This is a genomic window from Thermodesulfobacteriota bacterium (genome assembly GCA_040756475.1).
Classification (GTDB): domain Bacteria; phylum Desulfobacterota; class Deferrisomatia; order Deferrisomatales; family JACRMM01; genus JBFLZB01.
The window spans coordinates 1-17,754 of the sequence record JBFLZB010000096.1 but is presented as its reverse complement, the minus strand read 5'-3'; the positions used below and the strand labels follow the sequence as shown (position 1 = coordinate 17,754).

The following is a 17,754-nucleotide window of genomic DNA, read 5'->3' as shown; positions in this document are numbered from 1 at the left end:
CCCGGCTCGCGTCCGCCTCCGCCCGGTTCGTCCTGCCCGGCCTGGTGGCCGTGGGAACCGCCCTGGCCGTGGGGGGAGTGCTCGGGGTGGCCGGGGGGCTCGCCGGACGAACGGCCGGAGCCGTCGCCTCCTGGGCGACCCAGGTCCTGGACAGCGTACCCAAGCTCGTGGCCGTGCTCCTGGTGGCCGCCATTACCGGCAGCGAGCTCGTCTGGATCATGGCCGCGGTGGGGACGACCTTTTCCCCCCAGGTGGCCGGGGCGATCCGCTCGAGCATCGACCGGTTGCGGGCCACGGCGTTCATCGAGGCCGAGCGGAGCCTGGGGGTGGGGATGGGCCGGGTCGTCTTCGTGCACATCCTCTGGGGTCACGCCCGCCACATGCTCCTGGCCCAGGTCACGAGCCTGCTGGCCTATGCCGTGCTCGTGGAGTCGAGCCTCTCGTACCTGGGGGGAGAGCTGGGGGTGCAGGAGCCCGCGGCGAGCTGGGGGAACATGCTCGCCCTGGCCCGGGACGGCCTCTTTCGGGGGCACCTGCTTCCCGCGGCAGCCCCCGCTGCCCTCATCTCGCTGACCCTGCTGGGCTTTGCCGTGCTGGGACAGGGACTCCTGGCGGCCCTGGAGGAGCGCCGGTGACCGAGGCGGTCCTGGAGGTGCAGGGGGTGACCGGGTTCCTGGAGGGGGCCTCGGGGCTGCGGCGGGTGCTCGACCGGGTCGGGCTCCGGGTGGCGGCGGGCCGCTCCTTCGCTCTTCTGGGGGAGTCGGGGTCGGGCAAGACCTTCCTGCTCCACTCGGTCCTGGGGCTCCATCCCGGCTCACCCGGCCTGGTGGCGGGGGAGGCGCGGCTCCTGGGGATCGACCTCTTCCAGGGCCTCGGGCCCCTGGTCTCGTGGGAAGAGGGCCCTCCCTTGCGGATCGGGAAGGACGAGCGGGCCTGGAGCCGGGCCCTGGCCCGGCGCCTGCGGGGCGTGCTGGGGCGCACGGTGACCGCGGTGCCCCAGGATCCGATCTCCGCCCTGGTGCCCTTCTGGACCGTGGGGCGGATGGTGGAGCGGGCGGTGGAACTGGGGAACCCGGCGCTCGGCCCCGGGGAGAGACGGGAGCGCGCGCTCCAGTGGCTGGAGCGGGTGCACCTGTACGGCGTCACCCAGGTTGCCCGCCGCTACCCCCACGAGCTCTCCGGGGGCATGGCCCAGCGGGTGGCCCTGGCCCTGGCCCTGGCCCCCTCGCCCCGGCTGCTCGCGGCCGACGAGCCCACCACCGGGCTCGACGCCACCCTTCGGGTGCGGATGATCGACCTCCTGGCCGAGGCGGCGGAGTCCTCCGGGGCTACCCTGTTCCTCATCACCCACGATACGGAGGCCGCCCGCCTGCTCGCCCGCGACGTGGCGGTCCTCCTGGAGGGGCGCGTGGTGGAGCAGGGTCCGGCCCGGGTCGTGCTGGACCGGAACGGGGCCCCCAAGCACCCCTATACCGGCTACCTCCTGGAGTCGGAGCGCCGGCTGCTGGGGCAGGGTCCCGAGGGCGCGCCGCCGCCGGGGGACGGCGGGCCCGTGATCCAGGGGGCCCCCTGCGGGCCCCCTGCGGAGCAGAGCTGCTCGTTCGCTGTCCTGTGTCCGCGGGCCGCGGCCGCGTGCGGCCGGGAGGTCCCCGGGCTCCAGAGGGTGGGGGAGGAGCACTGGATCGCGTGCGGGAGGGCACAGCGGTGAGCGGGTGCGCGGTGGAGGTGCGGGGGCTGCGCAAGGTCTTTCACCCGGCGGGCCTCCCGGGGTTCCGGTGGGCGGCGGACCCGGCCCCGGCGCTCGACGGCCTGGACTTTCGCTTGGAGGCGGGAGAGCTTGCGGCCCTCGTGGGGGAATCGGGCTCGGGGAAGAGCACGCTCGGCCGCTGCCTCCTGGGCCTGCTCCCCTTCGACGAGGGGCAGATTCGGGTGGGCGGCTTCGACGTGGCCCGGCTCGGGCGGCGCCACCGCCGCGCCTTTTGCCGCCTGGCGCAGATCATCTTCCAGAATCCCTACGCGAGCCTGAACCCGGCCCTGCGGGTGCGCTCCCTGGTGGAGGAGGCGGTGCGGGTGCACCGGGATCTGCCCCGGGGCGCGGTCGCGGAGGAGGCCGATCGCCTCGCGGACCTGGTGCACCTGGCCCGAGCCCGTCTCGAGGAGCTCCCCTCCCGCCTCTCCGGGGGCGAGCGGCGCCGGGTCGCCTTTGCCCGGGCGCTCGCCACGCGCCCCCAGTTCGTGGTGGCCGACGAGCCCGTGTCGGGGCTCGACCCCCCGATCCAGGTGCAGCTCGTGGAGCTCATGCGCCGCATCCATGCCCGGCGGGGTCTCACGTTTCTGCTCGTGTCCCACGATCTGCGCGTGGTGCGCAGCCTCGCCACCCGGGTCCTGGTGCTGTACCGCGGCCAGCTCGTGGAGGACGCCCCTGCCCGGGGCTTCTTCTCGGGAGGGGCACGCCACCCCTATGCCGTGGAGCTCCTGCGCAGCGCCTTCGACGCCGGCGGGTGTCGGGGCGAAGCAGAGGCAGGGGTGCGCCCGCCGCTGCAAGGGGCCGGGTGTCCCTACCGCCACCGGTGCGACTGCGTTGATCCGCAAGGGGCGTGTGCTACAATGCGCCCCTCCTTGACCCTCGCCGGCACGGGCCACCGGGTGGCGTGCCACCGGCGGGACGACGCGCGGAGAACCCCGTGAAGCGGCTCCTGCTCCTGGCTCCCCTGCTCCTGGCCTCTTCCCCGGTCTGGGGCTCGGGGTACGCAAGCCTGCTGGACCAGGGGTACTTCTACCTGAGCCGGGGGTCCACCTACGGGCCCGAGGCGGTGCGCTCCCTGGAGCAGGCCCGGGCCCTGGACCCGGAACGGGCCGGAGGGGACGGGAGGCTCCTGGGGGGGCTCGCCCGCGCCTACGCCGCCACCAGCCGCTATACCGAGGCGTTCTGGGCCCTCCAGGGTCTGGAGGCCCTGGGTCCCCTGGGCGACGAGGAGCAGGGTCTGCGGGAGCGGCTCCTGGGCGAGTCGGGCCTGGGGCGCATTCGCCTGGGGAGTGCCGTGCCCCAGCACGGGCTTCGGGTACGGCTGGAGCCGGCGCCCGACGCCCGCTTCGACGTCTCGGCCCGCAGGGTGCTGGAGCGCCTGGGGGAGCTCCTGGGGCGGGGGCTCGGGGCCGGTCCCGAAGGCGTGGCCCTGCTGGCCCCGGAGGGGCGGTACCGGTTTACCGTCGAGACTCCGATCCTCCACTGGCCCCGGGAGCCCCTGGATTTGGAGGTGTGGGCGGGGGACGAGGTGGCGGTTGCCCTGGTGCCCGTCTTTCCCGAGCCCTCCCGGTGGCGGGTGGAGCCCCGCAGCCGCTCCGTGGCGCTGGCCTGGCCCGCCCTGGAGGGCGCCGCCTACCGGCTCCTGCGCCGCCTCGGGGAGGAGGAGGTTCTGGTGTACGAGGGCCCGGAGCCGGGCCACGAGGACCAGGGCCTGCCGGTGGGGGCCGACGTGGCCTATCGGCTGGAGGTCCTGGGGCCCGGGGGCGAGCTCCTGGCGGCCTCTTCGGCCGCGGCCCGCACCCTGCCGCCGGTTTCCCAGCTCGGGGCCGAGGGCAGCCTCGGGGACGACCTGCGCTCGGAGGTCCGGTGGACCCTGGGCGCCGGGGCGGCCGACCGGGTGCGGGTGGTGCGGGAAGACACGGTGGGCGACCGGGTGGTGCTCGACCTTCGGGCCCCCGAGCCCCTGGGCCGCGGAAGGGCCGTGGACGGGCCGTTCCTGCCCGAGCCCGAGGCCCGGAAGCTTCGGTACCGCGTCGAGGCCTGGGTCGACGGGGAGGAGGTTCCCTCGGCGACAGCCCGGGCCGAGGCGGCGGTGCCCGCGCTGGTGGAGCGGGTCTCGGAGGTCGCGGAGTCCATCGATCGGGGGTCGGTGGTGGTGGGCTGGAGCACGGTGCCCCGGGACGGGGCGGCCGAGGGGTACGCGGTATTTCGCCAGCGGGGGCCGGGGGTCGAGGGGGAGCTGGTGGGCAGGATCGCCGAGCCCTTCGCCCGGGAGTTCGACTACGAGGTCTCCGATCCCCTGGCGGCCACGGCCTGGCGCCATTTCGTGGTCCCCTACGTGGGAGACCGCTACCTCCTGGACCCCGAGCGCCTGCGGGTCTCGGGCGCCGTGCCCGCCGAAGGCCTGGAGCGGCGCCAGCGGCGCGGGGAGGCCCTGCCCAACGTGGGGCTGTCCTGGGATGCCTACCCCGGGGCGCAGATGTACGCCGTCACGTTCGGAGAGCGCGAGGTCCTGGTGAAGAGACCCTACGTGGAGGCCTCCGGCCTCCAGAACCCCCTGATGGGCACCGACAACCGGGTCGAGGTCTTTGCCCTCGATGCCCGGGGAGCCCGGGTGCCCCTCCTGGTCCTGGAGCTCGCCTACCGGCACTACCCCCGGAGCCAGGGGCAGGGGGCAGAGCCGTGAAGCGAGCGGCCGCGGCAGCCCTGGCCCTGGCCCTGGCGGCTGGGGGGAACGCCGCCTGGGCCGGTTTCGGCGTCTCCCAGGTGGCGCCCCTGGCTCTCGCGGGCCTGGGCGGGGCGGGCCAGGTGGGGGATCCGCGCATCTCCTCCGACGGAGCCCATCTGTCCTTCGAGCTCCTGGGGGCGGACGGGGAGACCCTCCAGATCTACCTGGCTCCCCTGGCACATCCCGCCGGACGTCCCCCCGAGGCAGGGACCCCCGAGCTCGCCGTGCCCCAGCCCCCGGCCGACCCGTTTCGCCTGCCGGGTCCGGGGAGCCGGCCCGTGAGCGAGCACCTGAGCTGGGGTCCGCCCAAGCGGGGCCAGCCCCGCTACGCCCTGGCCGCCACGAGGGTGGCGGCGAGCCGGGGGGCGGCCCACGTGAACTTCGATCTCTACTTCTCCGAGCCCGGCCGCCGGCGCTTCCTCACCGACCACCCGGCTACCGACGCCCAACCCGCGGTGAGCCCCGACGGGGACTTCGTCGCCTTCGCCTCCGGCCGCTCCGGGCAGGGCGACGTGTACCTCTACCATTTCTTCGCCGAGGCCGAGCCCTACGTGGCGGTGAGCTTCGAGGCCGCGGGCTCCGAGCTCTACCCGGCCTGGGACCCGGCCGGAGAGCGCCTGGCCTACACGGCACAGCTCGGCGCGGAGTACCGGATCTTCGCGGTGGACCAGGTGCGCACCCTCGCGGCCGAGCCGGACCCGGAGCGGCGCAAGACGGCTGCCCGCCGGCTCACCCGGGATCTCACCCCCGGGTGGAAGGGAACGTGTCTGGCCCCGAGCTTCTCCCCCGACGGGAGACGGGTGGCCTTCTACTCCCGGGACGGCGCCAGCGGGCGGGCCGACCTGTACGTGGTGGGCACCGAAGGGGGGGCGCCCCGCCTGCTCCTGCGGGGTGGGCTTCCCGAGACCCGGGGCGGCCCCCGGTGGTCTCCCCGGGGAGACGGCCTCTTCGCCGTGCGGGAAGACGCCGATCGGCTCAATCCCCTGGTCTGGGTGCCCCTGGCCGAGGCAGCCGAGCCCTCGGAGCTCGACACCGGAACCCAGCTCAACGCCGACCCCTTTGCCGTGGCCCAGGGCGACGCCCTGCGCCTCTTCTTCACCGCCCAGGGCGGCGGCGACGCCGGGGAAAAGCGCTGGCGCCGCATCTACTCTGCACTCCTCACCTCCCCGGGGGAAACTCCCTGATGCTCGACGACACGATTGCCCGTTACGATCCCCTGGAAGCCGTGATGCAGATCGCCGACGCCACGGGCGTCGATGTGCGGACCGTGGCGACCGTGCTGGAGGGGGAGATGGACTACCTGGGGTGCCTCGGCCTCCTGGACGAGAGCGACGTGGACGAGGCCGGCCGCGCGGAGCTCGATGGGCTCAAGCGCGCCAACGCCGACCTCCTGGAAGCCAGCGACGGGGAGTACCACCTGGAGGCCGCCATCTCCTTCATCCAGCGCAACCGCGGCATCGAGAAGGACACGATCGAGCGGGTGGTGGAAGCCAACTACCGCTTCATGGAGGAGCGGGGGTTCCTGGACGAGGAGTGGGGCGAGGCCTAGCCTCGGACCGCCGAGGGGAACGGGGGGGACGGGGGCCTCCCCTCCGGCGGCGCAGGATACCGTGAGGGTTTCGAGGTCCGTGGCATTCCCGGGAGGGAGGGGAAGGGCGTCTCCTGTCTGGAAGGGCATGGCCACAGCCGCCTGCGACGCCTACGGGGAGACCCCCGTCCCCCCCCAATCCAGATAGGTATCGGAGTCGGAGTCGATACCGGGAGGGGAGCGCGGCCCTCAGGGATCTCCCGGAGTCCCTTCCGGCGGCGCGGCCTCCAGGCCGGCCAGGGCCCGCTCGTAGACCCCCAGGACGGCGGCGGAGAAGAGCACGAAGCGCACCTCTTGGAGCCGGCTCCCGGCGCCCAGGTAGGCGGCTACGGTGCCCAGGGCGACCCGGGCCGCTTCTTCCACGGGGTAGCCGTAGGCCCCCGTGGAGATGGAGGGAAAGGCCAGGGTCTCCAGGCGGTGGTCCTCCGCCAGGCGCAGGCTCTCCCGATAGGCGCTGGCCAGGGTTTGGGCTTCCCCTCGAGTGCCGCCGGCCCACACGGGGCCGACCGTGTGGATGACCGCCCGGGCCGGCAGCCTCCCCCCCGTGGTGAGGACCGCCTTTCCCGGCTCCAGGCGCCCGATCTCCTTGACGACGGCCTTGCACTCCGCCAGGATCTGCGGGCCGCCGGCCCGGTGGATCGCGCCGTCGACCCCGCCGCCGCCCAGCAGCGAGGGGTTGGCCGCGTTCACCACGGCGCCGACGGCCTGCCGGGTGAGGTCGCCCTGCACGAGGACCAGGCGGGTGTTTCCGAACGTCCGTTCCACTTGCGTCTTCCCTTTCTCCCAAGCCGGGGTGCCCCTGCGTTCTCCGTTGCGCCCCTTTCTACCGCTGGGGGCGAGGAAGGCAACCTCCCGGCCCAAGGACTCCCATGCCCCGATCCCCCGCTCCGATCCGCCCCACCCTGGGTGAGGACGACGAGCTCTTCTGCGACGTGCCCTGGAGCTTCGCCCTCCAGGTCTTCCTGGAGGGACTCCGCCCGGCCCGCCGGGACCTTCTGGTCGACCCCCTTCTCGCCGAGCCCTGGTCCTGCGATCCCGACCGCTGCCGGCCGCTCCTGGGCGCCAACCTGTGCTGCAAGGTGGAGACCCGGTGCGAGCACCTGGAGAGGGAGGCCTGCGCCGTGCACGAGACCAAGCCCTTTTCCTGTGCCCTCTTCCCCCTCGATCTCCTGCGCGTCAACGGGGTCCGGGTAGTGACCACCCCCAGGAATCCGCTCTTCTTCCAGACCGGCTGGAGCCGCTACGACCGGGACATGCTCCAGTGCTTCGAGGGCCTCCCCCGAGGGACCGCGAGCCTCTTCGCCGCCCAGCGCGACGTGCTCCTGCGCACCTTTACCCGCGCCGAGGTCCGGCGGATGGAGCAGGTCCTGGGGCTGCCCGACCCGGAGGGGGAGGAGGGCAGGGGGCAGGGAGCATAGAGCAGGGAACAGGGAACAGGGAACAGGGAACAGGGAACCGGGAACCGGGGGCGTTGCGCTGCCCCCGGGGCTCAGCGGCCCCGCACTGCCACCGCGTCGTCCACGAGGCGGTCGGCCTCCGCGAGGACCTGTCGAAAGGCCCCCTCCAGGACCCCGCCGTAGTCGTAGGCCCAGCGGTCGTAGTCCTCCCAGGAGATCACCTCGACGGCTTCCCGGGTCACCGTCTCCCGGGCAAGGGTATCGCCCCCGGACGTTACCGCCACCACGGCGGTGAGCACGGCCCGCTTGGTGATCTCGTAGGGGATCGAGAGGTCACCCCCATCCCGGTCGAGCCCTCCGAAGCGCCGAAGCCGGGCAAGGGAGCCCTCGGGGCCGCCGGCGGAGGCCAGCAGGAGCTCGGGGCTCGTCCGGGGAAGGGCCGCTCGGTACCGCCGTTCCCGGTCTCTTCTCCCGATCTGGTGGTAGCCGGTGGTGAGCGACTCCAGGTGCACGGTCAGCACGAGCGGCGGGCTTCCCGCCCCGGACTTGCGTCGCGCATACGCTTCGAGGAGCCGGCCGAAGCGGCGTTCGAGCCGATATCCCCGATAGGTTTCCACCGGCCCGGTCAGGACGTAGTAGGGGTCTGAGAGGGCCGAGGTCAGGCGGGCTTCCACGGGCACGGGCGCGGGGAGCACGGCGTCTGCCTGCGCGGCCGCGCCGCCGGGCACGAGTGCCATCCAAAGGGCTGCGGCGGCTCCCGCCACGGCACGGAACCGGTTCTTCGCCATGTCCGCACCTCCTTTCGGGTTGGGGTACGGGCCTGACGACAGTGTGGGGCCGCGGGAGAGCGACGGCAAGGGATGGAGGCGGAGCAACCGGAGGGTGCCGCGTCTGCCCCCCGCTTTTCGAAATCGGTATCGGTATCGGGTCTCGACCCGCAGCCGCTTGGAGCTTCGATCCCGATTTCGATCCCGATCCCGATCCCGATACCGATACCGATACCGATACCGATGGACACCGAGGTGGACGAAGCTCTCAGGCCTCCGCCGCCGCAGGCCGTGCCGCGGCGGACCGCTGCAGGGCCTGGGCCACCCGGTCGGGGGGGGCCCCCGCCACCGCGGGAAGGACCGCCTCGCCCGCCCAGTGGGCCACCAGGGCTTCGCGCAGGTCCCGAAGGCTTCGGGCGAGGGGGTCCTGCTCCTTGCCGCCCAGGAGGACCTCGGTGAGGCCCCACTCCCGGGCCGCGAGCTCCCGGACCCGGGTGCCGCACCGGGCAAAGGCCTCCCGCAGCCCCTGGCCGGTGGGCTGGATGCGGCGCTTGTGCTCCCGGGAGACCTCGGCGGCCGTCCCCAGGATGACGAAGTGCTCCACGTGGGAGAGCACGCCCTGGGTGAAGGCTGCGTCGGGGCGGAGGCCGAAGTCCGGGGCCAGGGCCTGGGCGGCGTGGGCCAGGCCGAGGGAGAGCTCCGAGAGCCAGCTGGCCTCCCGGGCCAGGGTGCCGCCCTGGAGGACCTTGCCGTGGAGGTGGGTCACGATGATCAGGCCCCGGAGCTGGGTGAGCCCGATGCGCACTACCGCCGTGCGCACGCTCGTGGTTGCCGAGCCGAACCCGTAGTATGCCGAGTTGGCGATGCGCAGCACGTCCATGCTGAGCCCCGGGTCCGCCTCGAGCACCTTGGCGAAGCGGCTCGCGCTGGCAGAGGGGTCCGAGAGGAGCCGAGAGATCTCGAGAGCCGCCTGGGGCAGGACCGGAATCCGAAGGGCCTGCTCCCGCAGCAGCTTGAGCACCCCCGAGACGAACAGCCGGTCGTCGGGCGCCAGGGCCTGCAAGTCCTCCGACGGCTCCGGGTCCCGCAGGCCGGCGTAGAACGCCTGTGCGTCGGCTCCGAGCGCCGGCGCCGCGGCTTGGGTCGCTGGGCGGGGCTCTTCCCGGGGTTTCCGGTCCGCCTCGCTGTCTTCGGCGCGGGGGGCGCGCTCCCGGCTCTCCGGTGCCGCCGGGGCGGGGGCCCGCCTTCCGAACCCGAACAGCGCCTTGAGTTTCTCAAGCATGTCTGCCTCCCCTGTGTTCCCGGGCCGGGGCCCGGCATTCTTCGGACGTTTCCCCTTCGGCCCACTCCCCCAGGATGTCGCGGTGCAGGGGGTCTTCGGGCTCCAGCGTGCCCAGGTCTCCTCCCCCGAGGCGCCGCAGGGCGGCGGCACGGGCCCCCTTGGCGCCCTCCTGGCGGATGAGGAGGTGCTGCCTCTCGGCGCTGGCGACCCACACGGGCTCGGCCCCGGCGACCCGCATTTCCCGGATTCGGAGCTCCGGGGGGGCGAGCTCCTGAACGGCCTCCCCCCAGGCCCGCCGGCTCTCCGCCCTGCGCGCGCGGACGCCCCCGGGGCTGCCGGCTCCTTCGACGTTGGCCAGGAAGTAGTGGAGGAGGTCCCCCGTGTTTCTCCCGATCTCCAGGCGCCCGTCCACCGGCCGAACCCCGAGCCGGCGCGCGGTCTCTGCCAGGGGGCGGCACTCGTCGCGCAGGGCGGCGGGGTCGTAGTAGGAACCCAGGTGCCGGTGCACGGTTGCGTCCGCCCCGGCGAAGGCCGCTGCGTACAGGCCTGGCATGAGCCGGGGAGGAATGTCGAACACGTAGAGCCTCCGAGCCCGGGTTCCCTCTCGCCGCAGGGCCAGGGCGAGGTCGCGGGCCGAAGGGTGCCAGCAGACGCGCCATGCCCCTTCGGGGGCATCACGCCGCGGCCGTGCCGTCGCCGCCATCCGGGGCCTCCTCGGGTCCACCGCCTCCGGCCTCCCCGGTGCGCGATTCCGCGTGCCCCTTGCGGATGCCGCCCCGGCGCGAGTTTCTTCCCAGCCTCACGCCGCGCCCTGCCGGAGTGCGAGACTCAGGAGATCGGCCAGGGTGGCCAGGGTGGCCACCTCGTCGTCCGAGAAGGGCTCGTCGCCCCGGTCCCGGTCGGCGTAGAGGACCCCCAAGGCTTTGCCCTCGTGCCCCAGGGGCAGGACGGCAAAGCACGGCACGTCGAAGAGCCGGGCCTCCTCGGGGCTGAGGAGGCGGGCGAAATAGGGCATCTGGGTGTCGAAGACGTGCACGGGCTCCCCCGTGCGCAGGACCGCACCCAGCACGCCCCCGCCGGACGCACCGAAGCGAAAGTCCTCCAAGAAGGCCGGAACCACGTCTCCCGAACCCCAGCGCCCCTGCACCCGGCCGCTCCCCGGATCCCACAGGGCGACCACCGAGCGCCGGGCCCCCGCGGCCTCCCGGGTGGCGCGCAGCAGGCGGTCCACGGCCCTTCCCTGGGCGCCTCCCCCGAGGAGCAGGGCGTGAACCTCACGAACGGCCGCCAGCTCCGCGTCCCGCCGCTCGTCCCGGCGGCGGCGCCCCTCGGCGCCGTCGAGCTCGCCGTGGAGCCGGCCGTGCTCGCTTTCGAGCCAGAGGGCGTATTCCTTGAGGTCGGTGAGCTGGATCTCGAAGAACCCCGCGTACTCCTCCATGCGTGCGGGCAGGGCCTGGATCATCTCCAGCACGCGTCCCACGGGGCGGCGCACCAGCCGCGCCACCCGGGCCGCGAGCTCCCTGGGTTCCAGGTGCTCGCGCCACCGGGGAGCGGCCAGGCTCTTGGCCACCCCCACCAGGAAGGCCATGCGGTCGGGGCCTTCCTCGGGCAGGGCGGAGAAGTGGCGATGGTGTCCTTCGAGGGCGCGCTCGAGCACCGGGGGGAGCTGCCAGCGCCGCGCGAGCTCCCCGGCCAGCTCCGCGTGGTTGACCCCGAAGGCCCGGGTCTCGGCGGCCAGGAGCGCCGGGCCTTCCAGCCCCGAATCGTAGATGCCGGCGGACTGCTCCGGGTCGTGGGCCGCCAGGACGAGCTTGCCCACGTCGTGGAGCAGCCCCGCCACGAAGGCCTCCTCGGGCACCCGGCCCCCCACCAGCTCGGCGAGCCCCTGGCACGCGACCGCGATGGCGACGGACTCGCGCCAGAAGTGCTCGTGGACCTTGCGGCCCCGTTCCAGGGTGGAGAGCAGGTTGTACGCGCCCACCGCCAGCGCGATGGCCCGCACCGACTCGAACCCCAGGAGCACCACGGCCCGGGAGACGGTGGTGATCCGCTGTGGGCACAGGGTGTACTGGGCCGAGTTGGCGATGCGCAGGACCTTGATCGTGATGGCCTGGTCCTTGAGGATGACCTCGGCGAGGTCCCCGGCATCGGCCTCGGGGTCGGACGCGACCCGGGAGATCCCCACCAGCACCTGGGGCAGGCTCGGCAGGTCCCGCACCTGGTCGAGGAGGGCGAAGCGCGCGTCCTGGCGCGGCGAAACGTCCGCTCTGGTCATGGGGCCCCCGACTCCTCGTCCAGGTAGAGCTTGACGCTCTCGAGGATTTCGCCGAGCCGCTCGGGAGCCATCTCGTAGGCCTCGAGCAGCTTCGCCGGTCGTTCCGGCAGGCAGCTCCCCACCCCGGGGGCGACCCCCCAGGCCAGCCACTCGCCCATCACCACCAGTCGGCCCAGGGCGGAGGGCTCGGCCTCGTGGTGGGTCCCCACGGCCCCCGAGAGGGCCGCAGGGATCTGCCACCGCTCCAGGAGCACCTGTCCCAGTCCCGCGTGGTCGAAACCCAGCGCCGCCCGTTCGGCGCCGATGCCGTCGGAAGCCGGGTCCGCGTAGATTCCCGGGAACCGGGCGGCCAAAACTCCCTTGCCCAGGTCGTGGAAGAGACCGGCCAGGAAGGCCTCCTCCCGCTCCAGGGCTCCCTTGCCGAGCTCCTTGGCGAACTCCCGACACCCCACCGCCGCGGCGAACGAGTGGCTCCAGAGCTGCTCGGCGAGGTCGCCGGCCGCAGCGATGACCCGGTGGGCCGCCGAGCTCAGGAGCAGGGTCTGGATGGTGCGAAATCCCAGGACGACGACCGCGTTGGAGAGGGTGGTGATCTCGCGGTTGCGGCGGTAATAGGCCGAGTTGGCCAGGCGCAGCGCCCTCAGGGCCAGGGCCTGGTCCCGGGAGAGGGCCTCCTGGAGCTCTCCGGGCTCGGTCGCGGGGTTGGAGAGCAGCGCCAGCGCATGCTGGGCTGCAGCCGGAAGCGCAGGCAGGTCCTGAACGAGCGCGGCGATCCGTTCGACGGGCGGGGTACCCATGGGCGTCCTCTCGGGTGGCCGTGGCGGCGCAGCGGCCCTCGGCTGCCCTGATCGGCAGGAAGGCGCTGGCGCTTGACCCTTCGGCGGACGCCGCCTACCACCCCCAGGCGAGAGCCGCCCCGGCGGCGCCGGGCCCCAGGAGTAGCCCCCATCGGGGCAGGACCCCCTCTTCCCGGCTCCGGAAGAACTGCCCCTCCTCCCGCCGGTTCCACTTGTGGGCCGCGTTGACGGCGCTGACCACGTTGCCCGAGTACCAGCCGAGCTCGAAGAGGCCGAGCACCCCCGCCAGGGCCCACTGCTCCCGGCGCACCGCTTCGTAGGTGCCCCAGAGGAAGGCCGCGTTCAAGAGGAAGGAGACGGTCGCGTCCCGGGGGCGGTCGGCGTAGAGGTGCCCCGCGCCGGGCAGCACCGCCGCCAGGGTGCCCGCCGTGGCCGGGTGCTTTCGCGGGAGCGCCGCGTAGGCAGTGGCCAGGTCGGGGCGTGCCGCTTGGGCCTCGGTGCTCTTGCCGGCCCGCAGCAGCGCCAGGGTCCCCAGGGCCACCGCGGCCGGCTCTGCGCCGGGAACCAGGAGCACCCGGGCCGCTTCCTCGTAGCGCTCCCCGCGGTACAGGGCCGAGCCCAGGAGCCAGCGGGCCTCCGCAACTTCGACCCCCTCGGCCCCTTGCCCCCCCGCTGCGGCCAGCCGCCAGAAGGCCCCCGCCGCCTCGTCCCACCGGCCCGCCTGGGCGTAGGCCCGGCCCAGGCCCTCCAGGGCCCGGCCGGCCTCGGGTCCATCGGGGAAGTGGTGGAGGAAGCGCAGGTACTCGGTGGCGGCCCGGAAGCTCTCCCCGGCGGCGAGCAGGGCGTCGGCGAAGGAGAGGAGCCCCTCGGCGCTGGCCGGGGGGGGCGCCGGCGGAGAACCCGGCTCCTGGCTGGCGGCGGGGGCGGCCGCCAGGGCCAGGAGGAGCGCCAGGGCCGCCCCGGGCAGCAGGGTGCGCGCCGTCACGGCTCCAACCGCCCCCGGAGGAACGCCAGGTCGTCCTCCACCGGGGAGTAGACCTTCCACCGGCCCCCCACGAAGATCCGCGGGGCGAAGGCGGCTTCGTCCGCCTCGGCCTGGAGGCGGCCGGCGGTGAGCACCGCCCCCAGGAGCGGCCCGTGGTGGCGCACCGCCTCCAGGGCGTACTGGGAGCAGGTGGGGTGGCTGGGGCAGCGGTCGCCGTCCACCCGGCTCACGGTGGCCCGGTAGGCCCGCACCGCCCATTCGAGGGCGACCCCCGCAGCGCTGGTGGATCCCTGCGCCCGGGCAGGCGCGGCGGCCTCTGCGTCCGGCCGCCGCCACCCGGGCGGGTCCCAGGCCCCCTGGACCGGGGCGGGAGCAAGGAGGAGCAGCGCCGCCGTCCCGATGACCAGGGCCCCTGCGGCAAGCGCCGACCCCTTCATGAGATTCCTCCCGGACTCCAAGGCCGCCACCGTCGCGCCACCCCTTCCCTGCGCCGCCTCACGCTGCCCGCCAACAGCCAACGGCGAACAGCCAACCCGCCCCTCGTCAGAAATAGTACCGCAGCCCCAGGTTCACGAAGCTCTCCCCGTTGGTTCCGAACGAGGTCCGGTCGCCCACGTCGCTCAGGCCCAGGCCCACCTCGCTGGTGAACCCCAGGTGGGGCAGTCCCTGGAAGAAGTACTCGACCCCCGCGAAGGCCTCCACGGCCACCCCGTTGTCCGAGTCGCCCCGCGACCGCTGGCGCAGCCACGCGAGCCCGCCGCCGCCGTAGACGTGGAGGTTGTCCTCCTCGACGATCTTGATGAGGAAGCGCCCCCCCAGGTTGTAGAACCGCTCGTCGGGGCCGTTGTCCACGTCCACGAGGCGGAATCCCCCCAGCACCTCCACGGCGAGCTGCCGGTCCACCCAGTAGCGCACGGCCACCGAGGAGAGCCCCGAGCCCTCCGGCGCAAATCCCTTGCTGAATCCCACTCCCCACATGCCGCCCAGATCCTTGGCGCCCGCGGGCAGGGCGGCGCACAGCAACACCAGGACGACGAGCGCGAGCTTCTTCACGGTGCTCCTCCTTTCGGATGATGGTTCGGCCGGCGGCAGGCGCCGTCGGCATCGGTAGGGACGCCTCGCCGAGGCGTCCGGCCTGGAAACCCAGCCACTACCCCCGGTTCTGGCGGTACAGCAGGCGGGGCGGCTCGACCGTGACCTTGGTGTCCGGGGGCAGGCTCTCGGTGAGCCACACGTTGCCGCCGATCACGCAGCCCCGGCCGATGACCGTGTGACCGCCCAGGATGGTGGCCCCCGAGTAGATGACCACGTCGTCCTCGATGGTGGGGTGGCGCTTGGTGCCCCGCACCAGGAGGCCCCCCTCGTCCCGGGCGAACGACAGCGCCCCCAGGGTGACGCCCTGGTACAGGGTGACCCGGTCGCCGATCTCGCAGGTCTCCCCAATGACCACCCCCGTGCCGTGGTCGATGAAGAACTCCCGGCCGATGGTCGCCCCCGGGTGGATGTCGATGCCGGTGGCGCCGTGGGCGTGCTCGGTCATCATGCGCGGGAGCACGGGCACCCCCAGCCGGTGCAGGGCGTGGGCCAGGCGGTAGACTGCCACGGCGTAGAGCCCCGGGTAGCTGAAGACCACCTCGTCGTAGCTCTTGGCCGCCGGGTCGCCCCGATAGGCGGCCACCACGTCGCCGGAGACCAGCTCCCGGACGCCGGGAACGGCGTTGAGGAAATCCAGTGCCTGGCGCTGCCCGGTGTCGAGGCAGTGGGAGCACAGGCTCTCGGTGCGGCGGCACTCGTGGCGGATGGATCGGGAGATCTGGAGGCTCAGCCGGTCGAAGAGCTCGGTGGCCTCCTGGCCCACGTGGTAGGGAAGGCTCGCCCAGTCGACCTCCTGGCGCCCGAAGAAGCCGGGGAACACCAGGTCGAGCATGAGCCCGATGAGGCCCGTGACCTCCTCCTTGGAGGGGATGAGGGCGGCCTCGATGTGGGCCACGTGGGGCACCGTGCGGCAGCTCGCCACGATGGCGTCCACGGCCGCGGGGAGCTCGTCCCGGTACCGGCGGTGGTGCTCCTGGGCGGCCTGGCACACGTCCTGCTCGGCGGCGAGGTCCGGGGGGATGCAGGTTTCCTGTTTGGGGGTCATGGCTGCGACTCCTGGGGAAGCAGGCCGAGGCGGCGGGCGACGGCCTCGGCGGTGCGGCGCGTTTCGGGGGGATGGGAGACCTCGGCGGGCCAGGACCGGGGGTGGCCCTCCCCGGGGCCCTTGACGGTGGCGTCCACGGCGATCCGGCCGTCCCGCACCCGGATGTCGCGCACGGGATCGACGCTGGAGAGCGCCCTCCAGGCCAGGAGCCCCAAGTCCTCCCCGCCGGTGCCCTCCACGGCCACCGCCACGTCCACGCGCCCCGCGGCGGACGCGAGCGCCGCCTCGGCCAGGTCCAAGCCCTCGCCGGGCCGGGATTTGTCGAGCACCAGGAGCGCCAGGATGCGCCGCGCGCCGGGCAGGGGCAGCCGGCACTCCCGAAGGCCCGGAAAGCGCTCCCGGAGGGAGGCGAGGAGCTGCGCCTCTGCGGGGGGGCGGCCCCCGGCGGGGAGCTCCCCGCCGTGGCCGGGCTCCCCGGGCAGGGGGCGGGTGGCGTCGAGGCCGAGCTTGCCGCCCCACAGGGCCTGGGGGCTCGCGTGATCCAGGGCGTCGAGCACCCCCTGGGAGAACACCAGACCCTCGGGGATGGGCAGACGGTCCAGGAGTGCCCGGGCCGCGGCCCGGGGGTCGCCCACGTCCACGTCCGGGTCGAGCGCCGCGAGGATCTTGGTGAAGCTCATCTGCCCCGCCCCCCACAGCCCCTGGAAGAGCCGGCGGGCCTGCATGGGGTAGTGCTTGTCCAGGGTGAGCAGCGCCAGGTTGTGGAACACCCCCTCGGCGGGCAGGTGCATCTCCCCCACCTCGGGCCACTGGGTGCGCAGGAGCGGGCGGAAGATCCGCTCGGTGGCGTACCCGAGCCAGGCGTCCTCCATGGGGGGGATGCCCACCACCGTGGCGAAGTAGAGGGGGTTTCGCCGGCGGGTGACGGCGGTCACGTGGAAGACCGGGTAGGGCTCGGCGGGGGAGTAGACGCCCGTGTGGTCCCCGAAGGGCCCCTCGATCCGCTCCTCCCCGGGGTCCACGTACCCCTCCAGCACGATCTCCGCCGTGGCGGGCACCTGGAGGTCCACGGTCACGCACCGGGCGAGCGTCACGGGCTTTCGCCGGATGAACCCCGCCAGCAGGAGCTCGTCCACCCCGTGGGGCATCGGGGCCGTGGCGCAGTAGGTCACCACCGGGTCGGTGCCGATGGCCACCGCCGCCTCCATGCGCCGGCCGGCGCGGCGGTGCAGCGCATGGGCGCGGCTCCCGTCCTTGTGGATGTGCCAATGCATGCCGGTGGTGCGCCGGTCGTAGACCTGGAGCCGGTACATGCCCAGGTTCTGCCGCCCGGTCTCCGGGTCCCGGGTGAAGACGCAGGGCAGGGTCACGAAGGGCCCCCCGTCTCCCGGCCAGCAGGTGAGCACCGGCAGGCGCGTGAGGTCCACCGCGTCGCCGGTGTGCACCACCTCCTGGCAGGGGGGCCGTCCCCGGTGCCGGCGGGGCGGCACCCCCTTGAGCTCCAGGAGGGACGGCAGGAGCCGGAGCGCATCCCCGAGCCCCCGGGGCGGCGCCGTGGCGAGCAGCGCCCCGATGCGCCGGGGGATCTCCTCCACGTCCTCCACGCCCAGGGCCAGGCCGAGCCGCCGCGCGCTCCCGAAGGCGTTGACGAGCACGGGGATCTCGTGGCCTTCCGGGCGCTCGAAGAGGAGCGCCTTCCCGCCCCCCGGGCTCTTCATGGCGAGATCCGCCAGGGCGGGGATCTCCAGGGCCGGCGAGAGGGGATCGGGCACGCGCACGAGTTCCCCGGCCCGGTCGAGGGCCGTTACGAACTCCCGCAGGGAGGGGAAGGGGGGCATCGGGGCGATCGGCCTCGGCTTGACCGGTCCGCAGGGGCGCGCGTACCCTGCGGCCGGCGGAAAATGTGCGGAAACACGCGCAATCTAGCAGAGGGGACGAGACCCTGTCCACCCGGCGCACCGTGTACCGAGGGAAGATCGTGGACCTGGGGGTGGAGGACGCCGTGCTGCCGGGAGGCCGGCGCCTCGCCTTGGAGGTGGTGCGCCACC

Annotated in this window: 18 protein-coding genes; 7 read left to right on the top strand and 11 right to left on the bottom strand. The window is 73.9% G+C overall.

Going from position 1 to position 17,754, the window contains the following annotated elements; all coding sequences use genetic code 11:
• The 6 genes from AB1578_14180 to AB1578_14155 all read left to right on the top strand — a co-directional run.
• Positions 1 to 635 (top strand): ABC transporter permease subunit (locus AB1578_14180; GenBank protein MEW6489050.1); only part of this gene is annotated, 635 nt, incomplete at its 5' end.
• Positions 632 to 1,708, top strand: a complete 1,077-nt coding sequence (locus AB1578_14175; protein MEW6489049.1) for an ABC transporter ATP-binding protein — start codon at positions 632 to 634, stop codon at positions 1,706 to 1,708. The genes AB1578_14180 and AB1578_14175, both read left to right, overlap by 4 nt.
• On the top strand, positions 1,705 to 2,688 hold the full coding sequence (locus tag AB1578_14170; protein ID MEW6489048.1) for an ABC transporter ATP-binding protein: 984 nt from the start codon (positions 1,705 to 1,707) through the stop codon (positions 2,686 to 2,688). Before AB1578_14175 ends, AB1578_14170 begins: the two co-directional genes overlap by 4 nt.
• Entirely contained in the window at positions 2,685 to 4,433 is a 1,749-nt protein-coding gene (locus AB1578_14165) for a hypothetical protein (GenBank protein ID MEW6489047.1), read from the top strand. Before AB1578_14170 ends, AB1578_14165 begins: the two co-directional genes overlap by 4 nt.
• Positions 4,430 to 5,659 carry a hypothetical protein gene (locus AB1578_14160; protein MEW6489046.1) on the top strand — a complete coding sequence of 410 codons (1,230 nt, stop codon included), beginning with the start codon at positions 4,430 to 4,432 and terminating at the stop codon, positions 5,657 to 5,659. Before AB1578_14165 ends, AB1578_14160 begins: the two co-directional genes overlap by 4 nt.
• The gene (locus AB1578_14155; GenBank protein ID MEW6489045.1) at positions 5,659 to 6,024 is read left to right on the top strand and encodes a hypothetical protein; all 366 of its coding nucleotides are present in this window, start codon (positions 5,659 to 5,661) and stop codon (positions 6,022 to 6,024) included. Before AB1578_14160 ends, AB1578_14155 begins: the two co-directional genes overlap by 1 nt.
• A gap of 228 nt (positions 6,025 to 6,252) precedes the next feature.
• On the opposite strand, the gene AB1578_14150 is transcribed toward AB1578_14155, so the two are convergent.
• Positions 6,253 to 6,828 carry an O-acetyl-ADP-ribose deacetylase gene (locus AB1578_14150; GenBank protein ID MEW6489044.1) on the bottom strand — a complete coding sequence of 192 codons (576 nt, stop codon included), beginning with the start codon at positions 6,826 to 6,828 and terminating at the stop codon, positions 6,253 to 6,255.
• A gap of 104 nt (positions 6,829 to 6,932) precedes the next feature.
• On the opposite strand from AB1578_14150, the gene AB1578_14145 reads away from it, so the two are divergent.
• Entirely contained in the window at positions 6,933 to 7,481 is a 549-nt protein-coding gene (locus AB1578_14145; protein ID MEW6489043.1) for a hypothetical protein, read from the top strand.
• A 71-nt stretch (positions 7,482 to 7,552) separates the two neighbouring features.
• On the opposite strand, the gene AB1578_14140 is transcribed toward AB1578_14145, so the two are convergent.
• From AB1578_14140 to AB1578_14095, 10 genes are all read right to left on the bottom strand, one after another.
• Positions 7,553 to 8,248, bottom strand: coding sequence for a hypothetical protein (locus AB1578_14140; protein MEW6489042.1), 696 nt, complete (start codon positions 8,246 to 8,248; stop codon positions 7,553 to 7,555).
• A 247-nt stretch (positions 8,249 to 8,495) separates the two neighbouring features.
• Positions 8,496 to 9,509, bottom strand: coding sequence for an HDOD domain-containing protein (locus AB1578_14135; GenBank protein MEW6489041.1), 1,014 nt, complete (start codon positions 9,507 to 9,509; stop codon positions 8,496 to 8,498).
• A complete protein-coding gene (locus AB1578_14130; GenBank protein ID MEW6489040.1) occupies positions 9,502 to 10,212 on the bottom strand; it encodes a hypothetical protein in 711 nt (236 codons plus the stop codon). Before AB1578_14130 ends, AB1578_14135 begins: the two co-directional genes overlap by 8 nt.
• 96 nt (positions 10,213 to 10,308) lie before the next feature.
• Entirely contained in the window at positions 10,309 to 11,784 is a 1,476-nt protein-coding gene (locus AB1578_14125) for an HDOD domain-containing protein (protein ID MEW6489039.1), read from the bottom strand.
• The gene (locus AB1578_14120) at positions 11,781 to 12,581 is read right to left on the bottom strand and encodes an HDOD domain-containing protein (protein MEW6489038.1); all 801 of its coding nucleotides are present in this window, start codon (positions 12,579 to 12,581) and stop codon (positions 11,781 to 11,783) included. The genes AB1578_14125 and AB1578_14120 overlap by 4 nt, the downstream gene beginning before the upstream one ends.
• Positions 12,582 to 12,675: 94 nt before the next feature.
• On the bottom strand, positions 12,676 to 13,566 hold the full coding sequence (locus AB1578_14115) for a tetratricopeptide repeat protein (protein MEW6489037.1): 891 nt from the start codon (positions 13,564 to 13,566) through the stop codon (positions 12,676 to 12,678).
• Complete coding sequence (gene yidD, locus AB1578_14110; protein MEW6489036.1) at positions 13,563 to 14,003, bottom strand: membrane protein insertion efficiency factor YidD; 441 nt, start codon at positions 14,001 to 14,003, stop codon at positions 13,563 to 13,565. Before yidD ends, AB1578_14115 begins: the two co-directional genes overlap by 4 nt.
• Positions 14,004 to 14,109: 106 nt before the next feature.
• Positions 14,110 to 14,619 (bottom strand): hypothetical protein, encoded by a 510-nt coding sequence (locus tag AB1578_14105; GenBank protein ID MEW6489035.1) that lies wholly within the window; start codon positions 14,617 to 14,619, stop codon positions 14,110 to 14,112.
• A 97-nt stretch (positions 14,620 to 14,716) separates the two neighbouring features.
• Positions 14,717 to 15,706 (bottom strand): serine O-acetyltransferase EpsC, encoded by a 990-nt coding sequence (gene epsC / locus AB1578_14100; protein MEW6489034.1) that lies wholly within the window; start codon positions 15,704 to 15,706, stop codon positions 14,717 to 14,719.
• On the bottom strand, positions 15,703 to 17,544 hold the full coding sequence (locus AB1578_14095; protein MEW6489033.1) for a menaquinone biosynthesis decarboxylase: 1,842 nt from the start codon (positions 17,542 to 17,544) through the stop codon (positions 15,703 to 15,705). Before AB1578_14095 ends, epsC begins: the two co-directional genes overlap by 4 nt.
• Between the last annotated feature and the right edge of the window lie 210 nt (positions 17,545 to 17,754).

What these genes read in the sequence shown, in the direction of transcription:
- AB1578_14120 (MEW6489038.1), bottom strand. Translation starts at nt 12,581, where the DNA reads ATGGGTACCCCGCCCGTCGAACGGATCGCCGCGCTCGTTCAGGACCTG.
- AB1578_14145 (MEW6489043.1), top strand. Translation starts at nt 6,933, where the DNA reads ATGCCCCGATCCCCCGCTCCGATCCGCCCCACCCTGGGTGAGGACGAC.
- AB1578_14135 (MEW6489041.1), bottom strand. Translation starts at nt 9,509, where the DNA reads ATGCTTGAGAAACTCAAGGCGCTGTTCGGGTTCGGAAGGCGGGCCCCC.
- AB1578_14155 (MEW6489045.1), top strand. Translation starts at nt 5,659, where the DNA reads ATGCTCGACGACACGATTGCCCGTTACGATCCCCTGGAAGCCGTGATG.
- AB1578_14140 (MEW6489042.1), bottom strand. Translation starts at nt 8,248, where the DNA reads ATGGCGAAGAACCGGTTCCGTGCCGTGGCGGGAGCCGCCGCAGCCCTT.
- AB1578_14095 (MEW6489033.1), bottom strand. Translation starts at nt 17,544, where the DNA reads ATGCCCCCCTTCCCCTCCCTGCGGGAGTTCGTAACGGCCCTCGACCGG.
- AB1578_14130 (MEW6489040.1), bottom strand. Translation starts at nt 10,212, where the DNA reads ATGGCGGCGACGGCACGGCCGCGGCGTGATGCCCCCGAAGGGGCATGG.
- AB1578_14125 (MEW6489039.1), bottom strand. Translation starts at nt 11,784, where the DNA reads ATGACCAGAGCGGACGTTTCGCCGCGCCAGGACGCGCGCTTCGCCCTC.
- yidD (MEW6489036.1), bottom strand. Translation starts at nt 14,003, where the DNA reads ATGAAGGGGTCGGCGCTTGCCGCAGGGGCCCTGGTCATCGGGACGGCG.
- epsC (MEW6489034.1), bottom strand. Translation starts at nt 15,706, where the DNA reads ATGACCCCCAAACAGGAAACCTGCATCCCCCCGGACCTCGCCGCCGAG.